Origin of the sequence: Paracoccus sp. JM45 (assembly GCF_003590715.1) — a bacterium.
In the GTDB taxonomy this organism is placed as follows: Bacteria; Pseudomonadota; Alphaproteobacteria; order Rhodobacterales; family Rhodobacteraceae; genus Paracoccus.
Genome location: NZ_QQVY01000009.1, coordinates 81,371 through 98,820 on the forward strand (window position 1 = coordinate 81,371; position 17,450 = coordinate 98,820).

Sequence of the window (17,450 nt, forward strand, 5' to 3'; positions counted from 1 at the left end):
GGAAAGCGGTCATGGTCGATATCGCCACGCGCGTTTATAACCACAAGTGGAAGATCGACCCCATCGTGCGGTCGTTGATCGACACCGATTTTTACAAGCTGCTGATGTGCCAGTCGGTGTTTCGCAACCGCCCCGACACGAATGTCACTTTCAGCCTGATCAACCGCAGCAAATCCGTGCGGATGGCCGATATCATCGACGAAGGTGAATTGCGCGAACAGCTGGACCATGTGCGCGGCCTGTCGCTGACACGTGGCGAAAGCACATGGCTGCGGGGCAACACCTTTTATGGCAAGCGCCAGATGTTCCGCCCCGACTTTATGGAGTTTCTAGAGGGGCTGCGCCTGCCCGCCTATCACCTGCAAAAGGTCGACGGGCAGTATGAACTGACCTTCGAAGGCAAATGGCCCGAGGTGATGTTGTGGGAAATTCCCGCGCTGTCGATCCTGATGGAACTGCGGTCACGGGCGGTTCTGAAAGACATGGGCCGGTTCGAATTGCAGGTGCTTTATGCCCGCGCCATGACCCGCCTTTGGGAAAAGATCGAGGCCTTGCGCCAGCTGGACGACCTGCGAATCGCCGATTTCGGCACGCGTCGGCGTCACAGCTTTCTGTGGCAGGATTGGGCCGTGCAGGCGATGATCGAAGGTTTGGGGGACCGCTTCATCGGCACCTCGAACTGTCTGATCGCCATGCACCGCGATATCGAGGCGATCGGCACCAACGCCCATGAACTGCCCATGGTCTATGCCGCGCTGGCCAAGGACGATCAGGCGCTGAAACAGGCCCCCTATGACGTGTTGGCCGACTGGCACGAGGAACACGAGGGCAATCTGCGGATGATCCTGCCCGACACCTATGGCAGCGAGGGCTTCCTGAAGGACGCCCCCGACTGGCTGGCGGGCTGGACCGGCATCCGTATCGACAGCGGCGATCCCGCAACCGGTGCCGAAACCGCGATCCGCTGGTGGCAGGATCGGGGCGAGGATCCGCGTAACAAACTAGTCATCTTTTCAGACGGGCTGGATCAGGACAAAATTGTGGCCCTGCACAAGCAATTCTATGGTCGTGTCAAAGTCAGCTTTGGCTGGGGCACCTTGCTGACCAATGATTTCCGCGGGCTGGTGCCGGGCGACGGGCTGGCACCGTTCAGCTTGGTCTGCAAGGCGGTTGCTGCGGATGGCCGCCCCACTGTCAAACTGTCGGATAACCCCGCCAAAGCCACCGGCCCCGCAGATGAAATTGCACGTTATAAGCGGGTCTTCGGCGTAGGTGACCAGACCTCGCAGCCGGTCAGGGTCTAAACGCCGGTCGTCCACAGGACCAGCGCACAGGCCGCAGCCCCCAGCCCTGCCGTAATCGGCAGGGTTACCAGCCAGGCAGCCGTGATGGTGACAACATGGCTGCGGCGGACCAGCATGCGGCGGCGCGTTTCCTCGGCAGGCATGGCGTCATGGTTGGTATCGCGGCGACGGTCCAGAAATTCGCGGGCAAAGCCCACCCCGAAAATACCCCCGACCGCCACATGGGTGGTCGAAACCGGCAACCCCATCCCCGAAGCTGTCAGCACCGTCACAGCCGTTGCCATCGATACGCAAAACGCCCGTCCCGCGTTCAGGCGGGTGATACCGCTGCCGACCATATTCACCAGACGGCGACCGAAAAACAACGTGCCGATCGCGATCGACAGGCCACCACCGATCAGGATAACGGGGGGAACGATGCCGATTTCACCGTCAAGTATCTGGCCTTTCAGGATCACCGACAAAGGCCCCGCGATATTGCCGACATCATTTGCCCCATGTGCGAACCCCATGATGACGACGGCAATCAGCAGGGCGGGACGCAACAACCGCTTGGTCCCCGGCTTCTTGGGATGCAGCTTCAATTCGCGCAGAACCCCACGCAGTGTCATGCCATAGCCGGTCGAGACACCCAGAATGATTGCCAGCGGCTGCATAAGATACAGCTGCGGACCATCAAACAGCAGCACCGTCAGATAAGAGGCGAACACAGCGCACATCACGCCGACCATGACCGGCAGCCAGCGCAGGGCGGCCGCCCCCCTGTCTTCGGCATCAACGACATAGGCCCGCAGAAAGATTAGCAGCAGTCCCGCCAGCGCCCCTGCCGCCAATGGGGTAATGACCCAGACAAGGGCGATCATCAGCACAGTGCCCCAAGCAACACCGCTGACGCCCAAGGCCACAGCCCCTGCGCCTGCAATCCCGCCGACAATCGAATGGGATGTACTGACCGGCAGTCCGATCCCTGTAGCCATCGTAATCCACGATGCAGCCCCGATCAGAGCCGCAACCATGACCATAGGCCCGCGAATCCCGTCCATCATGGGGGCAAGGTCAATAATGCCCCCTGCCAGACGTTCGGACACGGCCCCTCCGGCCAGAAACGCGCCAAGCATGCCCGAGCCTGCGACCAGAAAAAGCCCCGGAAGCAACGAAATCGCCCCTGCCCCGACCGCGGGACCAAGCGAGTTTGCAACATCGTTCGATCCGATCGCCACGCCAAGCCAAGCGGCCACGATCAGGCCCGCCCCCATGGCCAGCACGCCAGGCGCTGCCCCTGACAGGGCCAGAAACACTAAAAGTGCGCCCACCAAAGCAAGCACTGTCATGCCCAGCCGCCACACAGGGCGGAAGGCATGCATCTGTGCGACTTCGGCATGGCCGATGCGGCCAAGATCCTTGTCCAATGTCCGATAGGCGGGGCTGTTGCTCATGAAGCAAGCGGGCTGTTATTTTTGAACTTCATAGGGGTCTAAAGCGTTCAGAATGGCTTTCAGTTCCGGCTCGGCCACCAATTCTGCCGCCTTCTTCGGGGCGAACCAACGGCGCTTGCGCTGGCCTGCTTCCGGAAACTCGTCCTCCAGCGCGGTGACAGTCAGCAAGAAGACCCGCACCTGAACAGGAACAGAAAATCCGCTGTCTTGCCCTTTGTTATAGCTAAAGCGACCCAATTCGCGCTTTTCGATAGGACCGCGCACACCGGCTTCTTCCCACGCCTCTTGTGCGGCCGCGCCTGACAGGCTGCGACCTGCCATTGGCCAGCCTTTCGGGATCACCCAGCGACCACTGTCACGGCTGGTCGCCAGCAAGACCAGTCCGGTTGTCGGATCGCGGCACACAGCCCCGACCTGCATCGACACGGGACGGCGGCCCAACAGCATTCGAAAGCATTTACGCAGAAACCTCATTCGGAATCATCCACCTTGCCACGCAGCGACTTGACGCCCGCACGCACGGTTTTCGCCTTTAGCCGGCGTCTTTGGCTGCCAAGGGTCGGACGGGTGGCGATGCGGCGCTTGGGCGTCGTCAGCGCCTGCCGGATCAGATCGGCCAGTCGTTCACGGGCCAATTCGCGATTGCGCGCCTGACTGCGGGTTTCCTGTGCCAGAATCAGCACCGCCCCTTCGGATGTCCAGCGTCGTCCGGCCAGCCTTTGCAGGCGGCGCTTGACGGAATCGGGCAGGTGGGGGGAACGGGCAGCCTCGAACCGTAATTCGACGGCGGTTTCGACCTTATTCACGTTCTGTCCACCCGGACCTTGCGATCGGGTGAATTGTTCGGAAAGCTCCCATTCCTGGATAGAGATGTTGTCATTTATATATATCATAACTTTAGAATATGGCGCGTTCCTGTGTCAGTTAAAGCACAATCGGGTTAATTTGCCGTAAATACTGATGTCGTTCTGCAGTCAGAGCGCAGTGATACCGATCCGTTCTGTCATGAAAAAGGCCAAAAGCCTTTCCGGCATCACCGGCGCTTTCTTGCACCGGTCAGCGCGGCTTTTCCGCCTTGCAGGAACCAGCGGCCCGCCGCGTGGTTTCTTTCTGCTTGCCGGACAACCGGCTGCTTGCCGTGTCAGCGTCTTGTATCTAACCTTGAACCTGTTAGCGCTGATAACAAAGAGACCATCGGAGAGTATGGAATGACCCAAAAAGATCAGCTTGGCAGACGCGAGATCACTTGCTTCAAAGCCTATGACGTCCGCGGAGAGCTGGGCAAGAATCTTGACCCCGACGTTGCCTATCGCATCGGTCGCGCTTTTGCACAGGCCCGTGATGCCAAGCGCGTGGTCGTGGGCCGCGACAGCCGCGAAACCTCGCCCGAACTGGCGGCGGCCCTGATCGAGGGTTTGACCGACGGTGGCGCGGATGTGCTGGATCTGGGTCTGGCCGGCACCGAGGAAGTCTATTTCCACACGGGCAATCAGGACACCGATGGCGGGATCGAGGTCACGGCCTCGCATAACCCCATCAACTATAACGGTATGAAGATCGTCGGTCGCGGATCTGCGCCGCTGGACCCCGCGACGGAACTGCCCCCCATTGTAGAACTGGCGACAAACGGCGATTTCGCCCCCGCCACCAAGGGCAGCGTCACCGATTTCAGCCATGCCCGTGCCGAATACGCCAGCCGCATGGCCGATTTTGTCGATATTGCGGCGCTGAAACCGATGAAGATTCTGGTCAACGCCGGCAACGGCACGGCAGGCCCGACGTTTGACGCCATCGCCGAGGAACTGGAGCGCCGTGGCGCGCCGCTGACCTTCGTGCGGATGCACCACAATGTCGACAGCAGCTTCCCGAACGGCATTCCGAACCCGCTGCTGGATGAAAACCAGCCGCCCACCGTCGAACGCATGATTGCCGAAAAGGCCGATCTTGGCGTTGCATGGGATGGCGATTTCGACCGCTGCTTCTTCTTTGACGAAAATGGCCGCTTTATCCCCGGCGAATATATCGTCGGGCTGCTGGGTGCTGCTTTCCTTGAAAAGTCGCCCGGTGAAAAAGTCGTGCATGACCCCCGTGTCATCATGAATACCCGCGCCATGATCGAGGAAGCCGGTGGCGAGGCTGTGGTCAGCAAGACCGGCCATGCCTTTATCAAGCGCAAGATGCGTGATGTCAGCGCCATCTATGGCGGCGAGATGTCGGCCCACCATTACTTCCGCGATTTCTATTACTGCGACAGCGGCATGATCCCGTGGTTGCTGATGATCGAACTGCTGTCGCGCAAGGGCAAGACGCTGGCGGAACTGCTGGAAGAACGGATGCGGCTTTACCCGTCCTCGGGGGAAACCAACTATACCATCGCCGATCCCGATGCGGCCATCGCGCGCCTGATCGACACCTATGAGGCGAAAGCCGACAGCCGTGACGATCTGGACGGTGTGTCGCTGAACTTTGGCAACTGGCGCTTTAACCTGCGCAAATCGAACACCGAACCGGTGGTCCGCCTGAACATCGAAGCCGACGGCGATGCGGCATTGGTGGCGGAAAAGCAGGCCGAACTTGCAGCATTGCTGAAAGCCTGATCCCGCAAGGGGCCGCATCCTGAAGATGCGGCCCCTTTCTTCAGGCAGGGTCTTCGAAACCGAAGGCGATATAATCGCGCAGATAGACTGCTTTGGCTTTATTGATAAGATTTTTCTCTAGCAGGAATTCTGGCATTTTTTCTGGAACCAGCGTCGGCAATTTGCTGGTATTTGCACCCGCCGCAGCTGCCAACATGGAAATATCATCCGCCATCCGGTCTTCGCGGATCAGCATGTCCGGCGTGGCAAAGCGTGAAAATCCTGACACGACCTCGGACTGGCTGGCCCAATCGGGATGTGTCGGCAATGTCGTTTGCCCGTTCAGGTTTCGCCGTAAAAAACCCAGAAAATCGTCGAACAGCGCGACCTTCTGGTCCTGAGGCATCTCTGCCAGAGCCTCATCTGCGGGCAAGGCGACATGATAGATGTCGCGCAGCATCTGGCGCAATTCGGGCGATGCCTGCGTCAGCACATGACCGAAGGCCGTCCATGCCCGATGCAACGGATGGCGCAACACGGTAAAGCTGCGATGGCCCGGGTGTTTGCGTTTCCATTGGCGCAGACTGGATTGGGTAAAATCCTTGCTCAATCCGCCCGACGCCGTCAGCCATTCGCGCACAATTGGCCCCGGACCGCAGCGCACCGGCATATACAGCATCCCATTGCCAGCCTCACTGGCCATAAAACTGGGGACCGATGGCCCCCTTCGGGGTTCGAAATTCGGAATACGGCGCAGGGTGAAGGGATCGACCTGTCCCAGATCTTCCTGCATCTGGTCGAAATTCTGCACCTTATCCGACAATTCGCGTGCATTTTGCGGAATCTGGTCACTTGCAGGGTCCAGACGGCCAACATCACTGCGTCCCATCCAATGGGCCAGTCCGGTCATCACCTCGGCGTCGCGCAGATCCTCGTATCCCAGCCAGAAACCGCTTTGTCCGGTCACCTGCAACCGGTGCATTACCCGCATCTGGAAGCTTTCGATCGCCGATAACATGTCGCGAAATTCGGGGCCGTCATAGGTCACGGTGGCGGGGATCGGAATTTCGGTCTCGTTCAGTTTCCACTGGTTGGTTTCCCGCGCAACCAAGGTCGAGACATAGCTGTCCAGTGGATTGCGCGTCAGAATGATCTTGGCGCAAAGCGGATCATTCATGATGGCATCGAACACGCGCGGATCATGGTCGTGGAAATAGCGGAAACCGGCCATATGGCCAGGCTTGTTGAACAAGGTGTTCAACAACACCATGGGATCGGCCTCACGCTCGGCGCGGGTTACACCTTCCAGTTCGTCCTTATCGGGCCAGCCCATCATATAGGGATTGAACGCCTCGCCAAAACAGGTGACGCCCCGCAGCCCGTTTAACGTAGCCTCCAGCAGGTTCGATCCTGTCCGCATTTCAGCGAAAATCACGAAGCTGCGAAATGGTTCGGTCATTCGGCGGCCGTCCTTTCAGACATAAGTGAATCAGGTATCGGCAAACCATCACCCGACAAACGCGGCCGGAGTCCGGAATTGCGCAAGCGACGCAACAATTGGGACAAGCCATCCAGATTGCGCATATGGGGCAAACTGTCTAGCACCGTTGGCGGGGACGGCATCTGTTGAACCGCCTGCAGCAGGATGCTTTGCGGACGCGCCAGAAAATCGGTCAGTTCATGGACCTGCACGCGCGCCTTGACCCAGACGGAATTCAACACCTCCAACTGGGCAATTTCGGCGCGTTGCAAAATGGCCGTCACCCGCCGGATATCGTCAAAGGGCATATCCGATTCCAGCAAAGGCAGCATCCATGCCCCCGTCACGACATGCAGATGCGCATTCGGGTCCGTGGCGATGAACCAGTTCAGCGACTGGTTGTCGCGCGGGCTGAACTGGAACACCTGCATTTTGGGGGCAATGCGGATCAATGCGGTCAGGAACCCCTGCGGATCACCGTCGCGGATCTGAGGATTGGCCGAAATGGCACCTGGCCCTATTTCGCACCGGCCCGCGAATTCGACCTGCTCGGGACCAAGCAAATGGCCATGCACATCGGCATCGACAATGCCTGACAACCAGTTGTCAAAGTCGGGGAAGATATCGCTGAAGCCTTGGAACAGCACATAAGGCGCCGAGGTCTTGCCATTTTCGGCGTCCTTGCGCGGATAGCGGCTTTGCATATAAAGCCCCGGCCTGCCCAGCAAGCGGCGCCGCACGGTGCGGTTGATCATCCGTTCGAAGCGCTGGGGCTGCGGGTGGCCAAGATCGGGATAACCGTCGCGCTTGGCCGGAAAATGGTCCAGCAAACGGGTTGCCCCCTCCCAGACCTTGCGGGCAACGAAGCAGCGTGATTCCTCCAGCATCAGGGCATGGTCGTCATACAGCTGATAGGGACGGCCATCATGATCGAATTTTGCCAGTGTCAAAGACTGGCTTTCGATACGCACGGCATGCCGCCGCGCCAGCGTCTGGAAGTAACTTTCGTCCGGTATCCATGACAAACGGAAATAGCGGTCGAATTCGTCGCGGCGCGGATCTTCCAGAATGGCGCGCAGCGTGCGGGTCGTCAGGCACCACCATTGCGATCCAAGATAGGGCGAAACCCCTTTCGGCAGTTGGCGCTTGATTTTAAAACTGCGCTGCCATGCCACAAATCTATCGAACATCCAGCGCTGACGCCGCCAGTCCAGCGGGTAATAGAGGGTGAATCTTTCCTCGTTCAGGCCGCCGACAGCCCAGCCGACGTCATTGGCACTGACGCTTTCGATATAGTCCTTTTCAGGGTCTAAAGCCAGATAGGCACATAGATCGGACACCGGCCGCAGCGGCAGACAGGACCCCGATGCCAGATAGACATGTGTCAGATCGGGGAATGTATCCAGCAACAGCTGTGTCGCATCCTGTGTCGCATGGACCAGACTAAACCTGCCCCAGTCACAAGACATCCGCGGCGAATAGAGAATATCCGGCAGGTCCGACAACGCCTGCTTCATGGTGTCGACAGATTTCGCCGATGCCTTGGCATCGATATGGATCGCGACCCGTGCCCCGCCGTTCACCCAGATGCGCGCCATATGCGCGGCCACATCCAGTCGGGCGTGACATAGCAAGACCACACCCAGTTGGACCCCCTCTTGTGCGACGGCCGTGATCATGCCCAATTCCCCCGCGATATCAGGCCAAGATCCTCGAGCTGGCGCCAATCCTGAAATTCGCGGGACTCGCTGCACCAGAGGTCTGTGCCGCTGGTCAGCCGCGAATGATAGGCTTTGTATTCCTTGCTGTTGGCGTAATGCTGGCGACGGTCCAGTTCCTCGGCCGATTTTTCAACAAAGGTCGACAGGAATTTGGCATGCAACAGACAACCCGACGCCTGTTCACCGCCATTTTCATCATAAACCTCGTTCAGGGATTTGGGCAGTAACATATGGGTCGAGCTGACATAGGCATAACGCCATGACCATTTGACCAAAGGCGTCTTGTTCAGCGCCGGACCCGCCGTAGGGTCCGATTTGAAAAAGTTACGCGTGCGCGGGCCGCCCTGTATCCACAGATTCCCGTAATACCAGTTTTTATGGATACTGTAATTCGCCGGATCGAACCATTTGGCAATGCGGAAGGGATCCGCGCCTTCTTCGTATATCTCGTCCTCGATATTGCCGCGTGGATACATATCCAGCAGCATCGACGGGAAAGACATCCGCCCCGATGATTCAAGCCACCCTGTTAGCGCCGACAGCGGGCGTGTGTCGCAATGCGGATAGATCAGGAATTCGTCAGGATCGACCGTCAGGCACCAATGGCCGTCGCCGTATTTCATCAGCAGCCGGTTGATCCAGTCCATCCCGAAACGCGCACGTTTATAGCTGGCATTGGTCCACCACAAAGACACGTCACGTTGTTCGGCCAGATAATTGCCGCTGCCATCCTGACTGTTGTTATTGACGAACAGGAAATGCTTCACGCCAAGGTTGCGGTAATAGTCCAGAAAATAGGGTAAGCGCACCCGTTCGTTGCGCATTGTTACAAAGGCCAGAACATCGCCGGTCCGGATCTGCTCGGTGCGGTTGACGACCGGTTTAAGGGCGTTGCGTCGGTTGAACGCACGCGCAATCAGATATTGACGCTCGATACGTCGCCGCAGCCGGTCCGAGATGGGCAATTTAGCCAGTTTCATGGCTAACACCGATGGGAATACGGAAATTTGATAACCATTTCATACCTACTAGCAATGTGCTGCAAGAGGCGAATTGGCAAGGCTTTTTCAGGATTTTCCTGCGGGTTTCCAGTTGCCCGTACCCATTAATCCCAATTGAACCAGCTGTTCCCACCCCTGATATCTAACGGAATTTCCGTCGCACAACACAGGGCCGGCTGCGACCGCCTGATGATAACCGGCATAAGCTTCCGGCCGGACGAAATGTTGACGGCGATCCAGTTCCTCTTGTGATTTTGCAACAATATCGGGAAGAAATTTTCCGTGCAAAAGGACACCGGACAAATGCTGTCCCGATGGACCGTTATAAAGGTCATTTAGCCTGCGTGGCAGCACGGAATGGGTCGAATTTACGTAAACCTGTCGCCAGTTCCAACGCATCAGCGGCAGCTTGTTCAACGTAGGGGACATATTCGGATCGTCTGCAAAGAATGCCCGTTCGCGAAGACCGCCTTGCACCCAAAGGTTGTTGCGGGGTTCCATGCGGCTTTGGCGGAAAGGACCTGCGTCGTACCACGGCAGACATTCTTCCAAGGGGGCCGTCAACGGGGCGTCACTGGTGCCGATGGGCCCTGTGGGATATAAATCCAGCATCAGCGCACCCATGCCGGTCAGACCCTGCCCTTCCAGATGGGCGACCAGATGGGGCAACGGTCTGCTGTCGTGATGGGGATAGACCAGCAATTCATCCGCATCGACGGTCAGACACCAATGCCCGTCGCCGTATTGCATCAATAACGAATTGGCCCAATCCAGCCCAAAGCGTGCCTGACGGTAGCTTGCGGTGCAAGACCACAACGACACATCCGGCTGGCTGGCCAGAAATTCAGCCGAACCGTCATTGCTGTCGTTATCGACAATCAGGAATTGCGCCACGCCCAAGCCGCGGTAATGCGCCAGAAAACGGGACAAATGCGGCAATTCGTTGCGAAGCGTTGTGACGACCAGAATATCGTTAACTGCAATCGCGGCGGTGCGATCCACCACTGGCGAAAGCGAATGGCGCGCCTTGATAGCGCGCCACAGCAGTTCACGTCGCTTCCATCTGACCCGATAGGCGTGCCAAAGGTCACGAAGCTTTGGCAGGCTCACTTCTGGTAATCGCCCGCCTGATGCCAGCGCCACGCATCCGCGATCATCTGCTTCATGGTCGAGCGGTCGGGCGTCCAACCCAGATCGGTCTTGGCCCGCTGGCTGCCACAGACAAGCTTGACCGCATCGCCGCCACGGCGTGGACCATCAACCATCGGAACCTGACGGTTCGTCACATGACGGGTTGCATCGACAACTTCACGCACCGAAAACCCGTCACCCGTTCCCAGACAGAACACCTGACTGCCCTTATCAGCGCGCAGCCATTCCAGACCTTTCACATGCGCATCGACCAGATCCATCACATGGACATAGTCGCGAATGCATGTGCCGTCTTCTGTCGGGTAATCGGTCCCATGGATGGTCAACGCAGCGCGCTTTCCATCAACCGCATCCAGAATCAGCGGAATCAGGTGCGTTTCGGGGCGGTGGAATTCGCCAACTTCACCCTCGGGATCGGCACCTGCAACGTTGAAATAGCGGAAGATAACGTGGCGCAGCCCGTAAGCCGCCTCGAAATCAATCAACATATCTTCAATCGCACGCTTGCTGGCACCATAGGCGTTCAGCGGCGCTTGCGGCGTGTTCTCGTCCAGAACCTCGCCGTCGCGGTCGCCATAGGTGGCGCAGGTCGAACTGAACACAAAGTTCATGCAACCTGCTGCAACAGCCGCCTCGATCAGGTTCAGTGACCCCGAAACGTTGTTGCGCCAGTATTTCCCCGGCTCGGCCATTGCCTCGCCCACTTGGGACAAAGCGGCGAAGTGCAGAACGGCAACAGGCTGGTATTCGGCAAAAGCCGCATCCAGCGATGCACGGTCCATCAGGTCGGCCTTGACGAAAGGTCCGAATTTGACCGCGTCTTGCCAGCCCGTCGACAGGTTATCCAAAGTGACAGGGGTATAGCCTGCCTGCGAAAGGGCTTTGCATGCGTGCGAGCCGATATAGCCCGCACCACCCGTGACCAGCACATTTTGTGACATCAAGATTACTCGGCCGCCCGACGCATCGACATGACATGGTGCAGATATTCCGCGAATTCGTCTTTCAACTCGTCACGCTCAAGGCCGAAGGCCACCGTGGCTTGCAGGAAGCCCGCTTTCGAACCGCAGTCGAAACGCTGGCCGCGGAAGCGCAGGCCAAAGACGTCGCGGCCTGCCTGAATTTCTTCGCCGATTGCGTCGGTCAGCTGGATCTCTCCACCGGCGCCCTGCTTCAGCTTGGCAAGGTTTTTCATGACAGTCGGCGCGAGGATATAGCGACCGATCACGGCAAGATTGGACGGCTCGGTTCCCATAGCGGGTTTTTCGACCATGCCTTTGGCACGAACCAATGCGCCCATATCTTCAGCCACATCCAGCACGCCATAGGACGATACTTTTTCCGGCGCGACTTCCATCGTGGCAACCATGCTGCCGCCGGTTTCCTGATAGGCCTCGATCATTTGCTGCAGGCAGGGCGGTTCGCCCTGAATAACGTCATCGGTCAGCACGACCGCGAAAGGTTCGTCGTCGGACAACAAGCGGCGGGCACACCAGACGGCATGACCCAAGCCCAGTGCCTTGTGCTGGCGGATATAGGCGATTGCGCCCGAATCCATATTTGTTTCGCGCAGAACTTCCAGCAGCTTGTCCTTGCCGGCTTTGCGAAGATTGCTTTCCAGTTCGTGCGAATGGTCGAAGTAATCTTCCAGTGCACCCTTGCCACGCGAGGTGACAAAGATGAATTCCTTGATACCCGCAGCGCGGGCCTCGTCGATGGCGTATTGGATCAGTGGCTTGTCGACCAGTGACAGGATTTCTTTCGGGATGCTTTTCGTCGCGGGAAGGAAGCGTGTTCCCAAACCTGCAACCGGAAAGATGGCTTTTGTAACCTTGCGACCCATTTCAACTACCTCTGATGACGTGGCGGACCAAATTTCCGCCGCAATTGTTGCCACTGCCTACACGCAGTAACGTAAACTTCAATCCAAAGACTATATTCTAGGCAGTTACTCGCCAAGACATTCCGCCGGAACGATACAAATAATTCACAGTAGGCCGCTGTAAGTTGCACTGTTCTGATGAATGCGTGATCACTCCAGCCCCATTTCGGACATCATTTGTTCGAGGCGTATAACGTCTTCGGGATTGTTTAGTTCCCAGAATTGCCGCCCCTTGGCCTGAACCTGCACACAAAGGACCTGTCGTCCGCGTTCCAGAAACCGCAGCTGTTCAAGACCTTCAAGTTTCTCCAGCGGGCCTTCAGGCCATGTGGCGTATTCGGCCAGGGCCTTTGGCCGGTAAGCATAGACACCGACGTGATGGAACACCGGGCTGTCAGCATCATCGGCCACATTGCCCGCCACGAAGGGGATGACCTCTTTCGAAAAATAAAGCGCCTGCCCGTCATGCCCGAACACCGCTGTGGTTCCTCCGACGCGACCGGCATGGCGATCCGCGACCAGATCGGCCCGCATCCGGCCCGAACAGCGCAGAACCGGCGTTGCCACTTGTGCGGCAGGGGCAGCGCGCAGACCTGCGACCAGATCCTCGACGAACCAAGCGGGGGTCAAAGGCGCATCGCCTTGCAGGTTCACCACAATTTCCGGACTGATGCCCAGATTGGTGATCGCCTCGGCGCAGCGTTCGGTCCCGTTGCGGCATCCGGTGCCGGTCATCACAACCTGTGCGCCAAAACCCGTCGCATGATCGCGAATGCGGTCGTCATCGGTGGCAATCACCACCTGATCCACGCCGGACACGGCCATGGCAGCATCCCAGCTGCGGCGGATCAGGCTGCGCGCTTGCCCGCCAGCGCCGCGCAATTCGACCAAGGGCTTGCCTGGATAGCGCGTCGAGGCGTGGCGCGCCGGAATGACGATAACGACCGACATCTTATGCCTTCACCAGCAATACACCCGGGGCATAGGCAATGAAGAACGGGTTTTCGAAGCCCGACTTGCCATAGACAAACGTGCTGTGATCATCAAAGCGGACAACTTCGCCGCCCGCACCGCGCAAGACAGCATCACCTGCCGCCGTATCCCATTCCATCGTGCGACCCAGACGCGGATAAAGGTCCGCCTCGCCCGTTGCCACCAGACAGAACTTCAGCGACGACCCGGCACTGGTCATATCGCGCACACCGTATTGCCCGATATAGGCATCGGTTGCAGCATCACGGTGCGATTTCGAAGCTACGACCATCAACCCGCGGTTGTCAGGTGTTGCATTCACACCGATCGGCGATACGGCACCGGGCTTGTCACCGAAAGGTGCCTTTTCCTCGACCGACATACCATCGGCGGCGGTATAGAACAGACGGTTCTTGGCGGGGGCATAGACGACACCGCGAACCGGGACGCCGTTTTCGACATAGGCGATGTTGACGGTGAAATCGCCGCGGCGCTTGACGAATTCCTTGGTGCCGTCCAGCGGATCGACAATCAGGAAGGTCGACAGCATCTGGCCGTGGGTATCGGCCTGTTCCTCGGTCACCAGCGGAATATCGGGAAATGCCTCGCGCAGGCCGGCCGAGATGATGGCATCTGCGGCTTCATCCGCTTCGGTTACCGGCGAATCATCAGCCTTGGTCCGTGTCTCGAAATCGTCGGACTGATAGATTTCCATGATCCGTTCCCCGGCCAGCAGGGCAAGGCGGCGCATCTCGGTGGTCAATCGATCGAATTGCATTCACTTTCCTTTACGTGACAAGGCCAAGCCAGCCAAGCCGGATTGTGTGAGGGTCCTGCTATCCTTATGATAGCATGACGGGATATCGGCAAGCGTTGCACCGTTTTCACAGCAGCGCCTGCGACAATCCAGCACCAATTCGGATCGGAGTGTCAGGATGCTGTTCAAGCAACGCCAAAGCCGGAACATGTTACAGGCGGCATTCACGACGCTTGCGCTGATATACCACCAAACGGTCTATAACCTGCGAAACGGACACCGGAATGCGGCGATTGGCCTGCTTTTGACCGTGGTACAAACGACTTTAATGTTGCTCATTTTCTTAGGCTTGTATCGACTGGTGGGGATTAAAAGCACGCCTCTACGAGGCGACTTCCTTCTATATATCATGTCGGGAATTTTCGTTTTTATGCTTCACGTACAAACAGTTGGTGCAATTGCAAGCTCTCACTCTGTTTCTTCTGGGATCATTAAGCACCAGCCTTTGAACGCTGCTGTTTTGATTTCGGGAGCAGCACTGGCAGCCTTGTACAAGCAGGTGATCAGCATTCTTGTACTGCTACTTGCTTATAATGCTTTTTTTTCACCGATCGAAATTTATGACCCATTAGGAGCAGCAATGCTCTTTGGCCTAGCGTGGTTTTCAGGTGTTTGTGTCGGCTTCTTGTTTCTTGGTATTCGGCCTTGGTCTCCCGCCACAGCTACTTTGTTAACCACCCTCTACCAGCGGGTGAATATGTTTGCCTCGGGGAAATTCTTTGTTGCCAATGTCATGCCCAACTTCCTGCTGCCGTGGTTCATCTGGAATCCCCTGTTCCACCTGATCGATCAGGAACGCGGATTTCTGTTCATCAACTACTCGCCGCATAAAACATGGCTAATGTATCCTTTCTGGTTCTCGATCGCGACGCTGATGGTCGGACTGCTGATCAACTTCACGACCCGCAAGCACGAATCGATCAGTTGGGCGGCAACTCAGTAAGATCCACCCTGAATTCACGACAAAAGGCAGCACATAAGGCCGATTTTACGGCCTTGCGGTGCTTGCGGGGCTGAATTGCATCCCTATATACACCCCCGAAGCACTCCGGAGGTTCCGGATCGGTTTCACGCAGAAGGGATCGGGCCTCGGGGGCCAAAACGGACCCGAAGCTCATAATATCGCCGCAAGAGAGGTTATATTCATATGTCTAAAGTCATCGGCATCGACCTTGGCACCACCAACAGCTGTGTGGCCATCATGGACGGCAGCCAGCCCAAGGTTATCGAAAACAGCGAAGGCGTCCGCACCACGCCATCCATCGTCGGTTTCACCGACGGCGAGCGTCTGGTCGGCCAGCCCGCCAAGCGTCAGGCCGTCACCAACCCGACGAACACCGTTTTTGCCGTCAAGCGCCTGATCGGCCGTCGCATCGGCGATGATGCCGTGGAAAAGGACCGCAAGCTGGTCCCTTATAACATCGTGGACGGTGGCAACGGCGACGCATGGGTCGAAGTCAAGGACGAGAAATATTCCCCCTCGCAGGTCAGCGCGATGATCCTTCAGAAGATGAAGGAAACCGCTGAATCCTATCTGGGCGAAACCGTGACGCAGGCCGTGATTACCGTTCCGGCCTATTTCAACGATGCACAGCGTCAGGCCACCAAAGACGCCGGCAAGATTGCCGGTCTGGAAGTCCTGCGCATCATCAACGAGCCGACCGCAGCCGCATTGGCCTATGGTCTGGACAAGAAAGAAACCAAAACCATCGCGGTCTATGACCTTGGCGGCGGTACTTTCGATATTACCATTCTGGAAATTGACGACGGCCTGTTCGAAGTCAAATCGACCAATGGCGACACCTTCCTTGGTGGCGAAGATTTCGACATGCGCATCGTCAGCTATCTGGCAGATGAATTCAAAAAAGAGCATGGCGTCGATCTGACCAAAGACAAGATGGCTCTGCAGCGTCTGAAAGAAGCTGCCGAAAAAGCCAAAATCGAGCTGTCCTCCTCCAGCCAGACCGAAATCAACCAGCCCTTCATCAGCATGGGTTCGAACGGCCAGCCGCTGCACATGGTGATGAAGCTGACCCGCGCAAAGCTGGAAAGCATCGTTTCCGATCTGATCAAGCGCACCATGAAGCCGGTTCAGGAAGCCCTGAAAGACGCCGGTTGTGCCAAGTCGGAAATCGACGAGGTTGTTCTGGTCGGCGGTATGACCCGCATGCCCAAGGTCATTCAGGAAGTCACCGATTTCTTCGGCAAAGAGCCCCATAAAGGCGTGAACCCCGATGAAGTTGTTGCATTGGGCGCTGCCATTCAGGCCGGTGTTCTGCAAGGCGACGTCAAGGACGTGGTTCTGTTGGACGTGACGCCGCTGTCGATGGGTATCGAGACCCTTGGTGGTGTGTTTACCCGCCTGATCGACCGCAACACGACGATCCCGACCAAGAAAGGTCAGATCTTCTCGACCGCCGAAGACAACCAGAACGCCGTGACGATCCGGGTCTTCCAAGGCGAGCGTGAGATGGCTGCCGACAACAAAATGCTTGGCCAGTTCAATCTGGAAGATATTCCGCCCGCTCCGCGCGGCCTGCCACAGATCGAGGTTACCTTCGACATCGACGCCAACGGCATCGTGTCGGTCAGCGCCAAAGATAAAGGCACCGGCAAAGAGCATAACATTACCATTCAGGCTTCGGGTGGCCTGAGCGATGAAGACATCCAGCGTATGGTGCAGGATGCCGAAAACAACGCCGAAGCCGACAAGGATCGCCGCGATCTGGTCGAAGCGCGCAATCAGGCCGAAAGCCTGATCCATTCGACCAACAAGTCGCTGGCCGATCATGGCGATAAGGTCGACAGCTCGACCGTCGAGGCGATCGAACTGGCCGTTGGCGCATTGGAAGAAGCCTTGAAGTCGGAAGACGCAGGCAAGATCCGTGCCGGCATCCAGAACGTGATGGATGCCTCCATGCGTCTGGGCGAAGCGATCTACAAAGCCCAAGAGGGTGCTGAAGAAGCTGGCGCCAAGGACGATTCGGAACGCGAAGTCGACGAAGATATCGTTGATGCCGATTTCGAAGATCTGGGTGAAGACAAGAAGCGCGGCTAATCAGGGCCGTATCCCAAAAAAGGGCCGATCCGCAAGTATTGCGGGGCGGCC

The 17,450-nt window shown here is 57.6% G+C and carries 15 protein-coding genes; 4 read left to right on the top strand and 11 right to left on the bottom strand.

Translation table 11 applies throughout. The features are described from left to right. Positions 1–11: 11 nt before the first annotated feature. A complete protein-coding gene (gene pncB, locus DWB67_RS12515) occupies positions 12–1,304 on the top strand; it encodes a nicotinate phosphoribosyltransferase (protein ID WP_119807882.1) in 1,293 nt (430 codons plus the stop codon). Here pncB and DWB67_RS12520 read toward each other — a convergent pair. From DWB67_RS12520 to arfB, 3 genes are read right to left on the bottom strand one after another with little or no spacing between them, the layout of a single operon-like run. Beyond that, on the bottom strand, positions 1,301–2,740 hold the full coding sequence (locus DWB67_RS12520; RefSeq protein WP_119807883.1) for an inorganic phosphate transporter: 1,440 nt from the start codon (positions 2,738–2,740) through the stop codon (positions 1,301–1,303). The two genes, pncB and DWB67_RS12520, sit on opposite strands and share 4 nt — an antisense overlap. A gap of 15 nt (positions 2,741–2,755) precedes the next feature. Continuing rightward, on the bottom strand, positions 2,756–3,214 hold the full coding sequence (locus tag DWB67_RS12525; protein WP_255418667.1) for an NUDIX hydrolase: 459 nt from the start codon (positions 3,212–3,214) through the stop codon (positions 2,756–2,758). Further along, the gene (arfB, locus tag DWB67_RS12530) at positions 3,211–3,633 is read right to left on the bottom strand and encodes an alternative ribosome rescue aminoacyl-tRNA hydrolase ArfB (protein WP_119807885.1); all 423 of its coding nucleotides are present in this window, start codon (positions 3,631–3,633) and stop codon (positions 3,211–3,213) included. Before arfB ends, DWB67_RS12525 begins: the two co-directional genes overlap by 4 nt. Positions 3,634–3,948: 315 nt before the next feature. Here arfB and DWB67_RS12535 point away from each other — a divergent pair, with 315 nt between their 5' ends. Then, a complete protein-coding gene (locus DWB67_RS12535; protein WP_119807886.1) occupies positions 3,949–5,337 on the top strand; it encodes a phosphomannomutase in 1,389 nt (462 codons plus the stop codon). Positions 5,338–5,377: 40 nt separating this feature from the next. Here DWB67_RS12535 and DWB67_RS12540 read toward each other — a convergent pair whose 3' ends face one another. From DWB67_RS12540 to cysQ, 8 genes are all read right to left on the bottom strand, one after another. After that, on the bottom strand, positions 5,378–6,775 hold the full coding sequence (locus DWB67_RS12540; RefSeq protein WP_119807887.1) for a sulfotransferase family 2 domain-containing protein: 1,398 nt from the start codon (positions 6,773–6,775) through the stop codon (positions 5,378–5,380). Continuing rightward, on the bottom strand, positions 6,772–8,475 hold the full coding sequence (locus DWB67_RS12545; RefSeq protein ID WP_119807888.1) for a beta-1,6-N-acetylglucosaminyltransferase: 1,704 nt from the start codon (positions 8,473–8,475) through the stop codon (positions 6,772–6,774). Before DWB67_RS12545 ends, DWB67_RS12540 begins: the two co-directional genes overlap by 4 nt. Further along, entirely contained in the window at positions 8,472–9,497 is a 1,026-nt protein-coding gene (locus DWB67_RS12550; protein ID WP_119807889.1) for a glycosyltransferase family 2 protein, read from the bottom strand. The genes DWB67_RS12545 and DWB67_RS12550 overlap by 4 nt, the downstream gene beginning before the upstream one ends. A gap of 87 nt (positions 9,498–9,584) precedes the next feature. Next, positions 9,585–10,628 (bottom strand): glycosyltransferase family 2 protein, encoded by a 1,044-nt coding sequence (locus DWB67_RS12555; RefSeq protein WP_370453593.1) that lies wholly within the window; start codon positions 10,626–10,628, stop codon positions 9,585–9,587. Beyond that, positions 10,625–11,611, bottom strand: coding sequence for a UDP-glucose 4-epimerase GalE (galE, locus tag DWB67_RS12560; RefSeq protein ID WP_119807928.1), 987 nt, complete (start codon positions 11,609–11,611; stop codon positions 10,625–10,627). Before galE ends, DWB67_RS12555 begins: the two co-directional genes overlap by 4 nt. Before the next feature lie 5 nt (positions 11,612–11,616). Beyond that, positions 11,617–12,513 (bottom strand): UTP--glucose-1-phosphate uridylyltransferase, encoded by an 897-nt coding sequence (locus tag DWB67_RS12565; RefSeq protein ID WP_119807890.1) that lies wholly within the window; start codon positions 12,511–12,513, stop codon positions 11,617–11,619. A 189-nt stretch (positions 12,514–12,702) separates the two neighbouring features. After that, entirely contained in the window at positions 12,703–13,503 is an 801-nt protein-coding gene (locus tag DWB67_RS12570; RefSeq protein ID WP_119807891.1) for a 3-deoxy-manno-octulosonate cytidylyltransferase, read from the bottom strand. Between the two features lies 1 nt (position 13,504). Then, entirely contained in the window at positions 13,505–14,302 is a 798-nt protein-coding gene (gene cysQ, locus DWB67_RS12575) for a 3'(2'),5'-bisphosphate nucleotidase CysQ (protein ID WP_119807892.1), read from the bottom strand. A 157-nt stretch (positions 14,303–14,459) separates the two neighbouring features. Here cysQ and DWB67_RS12580 point away from each other — a divergent pair, with 157 nt between their 5' ends. Both DWB67_RS12580 and dnaK read left to right on the top strand, forming a co-directional pair. After that, positions 14,460–15,284: an ABC transporter permease gene (locus DWB67_RS12580; RefSeq protein WP_255418668.1), complete on the top strand. Its 825-nt coding sequence runs from the start codon at positions 14,460–14,462 to the stop codon at positions 15,282–15,284. Between the two features lie 204 nt (positions 15,285–15,488). Beyond that, the gene (gene dnaK / locus DWB67_RS12585) at positions 15,489–17,399 is read left to right on the top strand and encodes a molecular chaperone DnaK (protein WP_119807893.1); all 1,911 of its coding nucleotides are present in this window, start codon (positions 15,489–15,491) and stop codon (positions 17,397–17,399) included. Positions 17,400–17,450 lie beyond the last annotated feature (51 nt).

Bases quoted from the DNA above. Each gene is read 5' to 3' on its own strand.
- pncB (WP_119807882.1), top strand. From the start codon at position 12: ATGGTCGATATCGCCACGCGCGTTTATAACCACAAGTGGAAGATCGAC.
- DWB67_RS12520 (WP_119807883.1), bottom strand. From the start codon at position 2,740: ATGAGCAACAGCCCCGCCTATCGGACATTGGACAAGGATCTTGGCCGC.
- DWB67_RS12525 (WP_255418667.1), bottom strand. From the start codon at position 3,214: ATGAGGTTTCTGCGTAAATGCTTTCGAATGCTGTTGGGCCGCCGTCCC.
- arfB (WP_119807885.1), bottom strand. From the start codon at position 3,633: ATGATATATATAAATGACAACATCTCTATCCAGGAATGGGAGCTTTCC.
- DWB67_RS12535 (WP_119807886.1), top strand. From the start codon at position 3,949: ATGACCCAAAAAGATCAGCTTGGCAGACGCGAGATCACTTGCTTCAAA.
- DWB67_RS12540 (WP_119807887.1), bottom strand. From the start codon at position 6,775: ATGACCGAACCATTTCGCAGCTTCGTGATTTTCGCTGAAATGCGGACA.
- DWB67_RS12545 (WP_119807888.1), bottom strand. From the start codon at position 8,475: ATGATCACGGCCGTCGCACAAGAGGGGGTCCAACTGGGTGTGGTCTTG.
- DWB67_RS12550 (WP_119807889.1), bottom strand. From the start codon at position 9,497: ATGAAACTGGCTAAATTGCCCATCTCGGACCGGCTGCGGCGACGTATC.
- galE (WP_119807928.1), bottom strand. From the start codon at position 11,611: ATGTCACAAAATGTGCTGGTCACGGGTGGTGCGGGCTATATCGGCTCG.
- DWB67_RS12565 (WP_119807890.1), bottom strand. From the start codon at position 12,513: ATGGGTCGCAAGGTTACAAAAGCCATCTTTCCGGTTGCAGGTTTGGGA.
- DWB67_RS12570 (WP_119807891.1), bottom strand. From the start codon at position 13,503: ATGTCGGTCGTTATCGTCATTCCGGCGCGCCACGCCTCGACGCGCTAT.
- cysQ (WP_119807892.1), bottom strand. From the start codon at position 14,302: ATGCAATTCGATCGATTGACCACCGAGATGCGCCGCCTTGCCCTGCTG.
- DWB67_RS12580 (WP_255418668.1), top strand. From the start codon at position 14,460: ATGCTGTTCAAGCAACGCCAAAGCCGGAACATGTTACAGGCGGCATTC.
- dnaK (WP_119807893.1), top strand. From the start codon at position 15,489: ATGTCTAAAGTCATCGGCATCGACCTTGGCACCACCAACAGCTGTGTG.